We start from the raw sequence: 3,541 nt of genomic DNA, 5'->3' as shown, positions 1-3,541 counted from the left end.
TAGCGCAGCAATGGCCTCTTTGGATTTTGTCAGATCTTCGAGTGTGAAGTAATGACCTTTATCTTCTGATAGTATTTCAGAGATTATTTTAAAGAAACCATAATTTTTTAGCTTCATTGAAACGTGAAAATTGACAATTTCGTTGAATATCTTTTTGCGCTCATCCTTTTTGCTAAATTTCGGCTTTTCACTAAAATAGTTTTTATCCAACCAAACTTCATGAATACTTATTACATTGTCCGGAAGCTCATATTTATAGTCCTTCCCCCGGTAGGATGCAGGAAGGATGGTAAGTATTGAGAATTCTACATCAGGTATTTCTTCTATCAGTTGATGACACCATGCTGAAACTCCTCCAGTAATGTAGGGATATGCTCCTTCTATTACCATGCATACATGAGGCATTGTATATCTCCATAGAAGATGTAATATTGATTTTTGATGCTATATATTTTAGTAGAACAGCAAAAGAATAGAATTGGATGTGCTCCTAGTTATAATCCAGTTTTTAATAATAGCATATTTGCTATAATCAATCAATTATCATTTTTGTGAATTTTGATGAAATATCTCTTTTAAAAAATCGTAGTAGATTCGATAATTTAATATGTAGAATTATTCAGATCAATAATATGAGTTGATATATGGCTGATAAAAAAATAGAAATAAAAGATATACCAGTGATGCCGCAAGTAGCGACGAAGATACTTCTGTTGAAGGAAGAAAATCTTGAAATAAGTTTCAAGGAATTGGGGAATATTATCCTGCTTGATCCTGCTCTTACCACTAAGATTCTCAAGGTGTCCAATTCAGCACTCTATGCCAGGCAGAGAGAGATCATCAATTTACAGCAGGCAATAACACTGTTGGGATTTCAAACGGTTAAAAGTCTTGTATTGCTTATATGTGCATCAAATATATTTGGAAAGTTAAAGAGAAAAAATTTGATTAGATCTGGGCTATCGAAAACAAGATCTTCTGAAGTAGATATATGGCGTCATTTAGTGCTCACAGCATTTGTTGCAAAAAACCTGGCAACAAAATTGCAATATGATCAAAAAAAAGAAGATATGTTTATAGCTGGCATGCTGCATGATATAGGAAGAATTGTACTGCTTATGAATGATTATGAAGGTTATAATAATTTTCTAGAGATCATGGGGAGGGAGCCTGAGAGGGATATCCTTGCTATAGAAGAGAGTATTTTCGGTTATGATCATGCAGAGGTTGGGAAAAACTTATTGCAGAAGTGGAATTTCCCTGAGGAATTGATCGATACTGTTTATCAACATCATTCAGGGGATATTGATTCACCCCATAGAAAAATGGTCTTAATTGTTGCTCTCGCAAATATTTATTCGAGGATATTGGTCGATGAACCTTTACCATCTCATGATATTCAGATGAAAGAGGATTACATAAAAGCACTCTCACTTGCCCAGGATATTGATGAATATTTTACAATGCATTTTCTTGAGGATATTAAGGGTGATGATTTATTCAATATGAGTTCAGATATAATTAAATAAAACAGTATATGAACACATTTGCATCCACACCATGAGGGCTACCATAAAAAGATACAGTTCTTTCAAGCTACAACAAAGATGAGATTTCAATTTGCAACATTGAATGGGATATTCCCCTATTAGAAGTTATGATTATGAGAGTTGAAAAAGATTCATTAGGAGAGAAGGCTATCCCTGAAAATGCCTATTATAGTATAAATACAGCACGCTCCATTGAAAATTTTATAATAGGATCTGAAATATTGCCCCATGATATTATATATGCTATAGTAAAGTTAAAACTTGCATGTGCTCATGCCAATATTGAGCTTGGTAATCTGGAGCGAGTTAAGGGTCAGGCTATTATCCGGGCATGTGATCTAATATTAAAGGGAGAATTTGATGCCCATTTTTCTGTAAATGTATTTCAGGCAGGTTCCGGGACGTCCTCTAATATGAATGTAAATGAAGTGTTAGCTAATATTGCATGTGAGGAACTGGGAACACATCGCGGTGATCGAAATATAGTTCATCCTAATGACGATGTAAACAAAGGTCAATCCACTAATAATATATTTCCTTCTGCAATCAGGATTGCAGTTATTGAGTTATCAAAGAAACTTATTAAATCACTAGAGTCTCTTAGTAAGGCTTTTCGTGAAAAAGAGAAGGCGTTCGCTGATGTATTAAAGAGTGGGCGGACTCATCTTCGTGATGCTGTCCCAATTACCCTTGGACAGGAATTTGGAGCATATGCTCGTGCTGTTGAGAAAGACCTGCATCGAATTGGGAAGGCTCGTGAATCACTATATGAATTGGGTATAGGAGGGAATGCAGTTGGAACAGGTGTTAATACTAAGAAGGTGTTCCGTTTTGTAATAATTCAAAGGTTAAAAACTCTTACAGAGGAACCATTTAGAGTTGCGGAAAATGGAATTGAAGCAACTCAGTTCCTTACAGACATTGCTGAACTCTCTTCAGTTCTTAAGCTATTGAGCCTTGACATCCAAAAGATTGTAAACGACTTAAGGTTGCTAAGCTCTGGGCCAAATACTGGACTTGGTGAAATAGATCTGCCTCCTGTGGAGCCTGGATCTTCCATTATGCCGGGGAAGATCAATCCCAGTATATGTGAAGCAGTTAATATGGCCTGTATTCAAGTAATCGGTTACGATCATACAATAGCTCTATCCTGTGGAGCTGGGCAGCTTGAACTGAATACTTATATGCCGTTAATCGGAACCAATATCGTGAAATCCATTATAGTTCTGGATGATTGCTGCCAGTCTCTTGTTGAGAAATGTATTTCAGGAATAAGAGTTAATCGTGATATCTGCAGGGATCACTTTGAAACAAGTATGGGGCTTGCCACTGTCTTGAACCCTATATTGGGATATGACAGCGTTGCAGAGTTAGTTAAGGAATCATTGGCAACAAAGAAGATGCTAAAAGAACTGATACTTGAGAAGGGAATTATAAGCGAGAGTGAATGGCATAAAATAACTATGAGTTCTACTGAACCTGAAAGTGATTAGTGAATGTACCTAAGGTCGTCTCTGAGAAAGATTATCAAAGGGATGCTCTTATGTATGTTGATGATAGTTGAGTAAGTACCAAATTAATGGTAAGTAACTAAACTTGACTGACTATTTATTAATTACAGGCTAAAGTAGGAGAAGCATTCTGCGATTAAAGAGGGGTTATTGGTATTTTCATAAAACTTTCTAATTTAAGCAAACATTGTGGGCTGCCGTTTGATTAATAATTTTTCATAAATCGCAAATAGAGTTTATTCCCATTACTATCTCTCTTTCTTCTATCTTCCTTGGAGCTTTTCCATAGTTTTCTTTAACAGCTTTGTATCTAATCCTGATCACAAATTTGATTAATAATAAATCACAATTATCAGTAATTGACAGACTAGCTTCAATTGAGTATCTATGAATCGGATGAATAGATTTATAAGTTGTAGAAGCAAAAAGGATAGTGATATAGATGAGAGGATATCAGATGGCAGAACCATTGAAGCCGAA

The 3,541-nt window shown here is 35.5% G+C and carries 3 protein-coding genes; 2 read left to right on the top strand and 1 reads right to left on the bottom strand.

Annotated elements, in window-relative coordinates:
- A partial coding sequence (locus tag SVZ03_07090; GenBank protein MDY6933973.1) for a DUF3492 domain-containing protein occupies positions 1-405 on the bottom strand: 405 nt, incomplete at its 3' end.
- 239 nt (positions 406-644) lie between these two features.
- Here SVZ03_07090 and SVZ03_07085 point away from each other — a divergent pair.
- Together SVZ03_07085 and SVZ03_07080 are read left to right on the top strand one after the other, a co-directional pair.
- On the top strand, positions 645-1,529 hold the full coding sequence (locus SVZ03_07085) for an HDOD domain-containing protein (GenBank protein MDY6933972.1): 885 nt from the start codon (positions 645-647) through the stop codon (positions 1,527-1,529).
- A 134-nt stretch (positions 1,530-1,663) separates the two neighbouring features.
- Complete coding sequence (locus SVZ03_07080) at positions 1,664-3,043, top strand: aspartate ammonia-lyase (GenBank protein ID MDY6933971.1); 1,380 nt, start codon at positions 1,664-1,666, stop codon at positions 3,041-3,043.
- Positions 3,044-3,541 lie beyond the last annotated feature (498 nt).

The sequence above is a fragment of the Spirochaetota bacterium genome, from assembly GCA_034190085.1.
GTDB lineage: Bacteria > Spirochaetota > UBA4802 > UBA4802 > JAFGDQ01 > JAXHTS01.
Note: the sequence above shows the minus strand (reverse complement) of the source record. Positions and strands in the feature narration are given on the sequence as shown.

Excerpts from the sequence above, each read along its gene's own strand:
- SVZ03_07085 (MDY6933972.1), top strand. The coding sequence starts at position 645 with ATGGCTGATAAAAAAATAGAAATAAAAGATATACCAGTGATGCCGCAA.
- SVZ03_07080 (MDY6933971.1), top strand. The coding sequence starts at position 1,664 with ATGAGAGTTGAAAAAGATTCATTAGGAGAGAAGGCTATCCCTGAAAAT.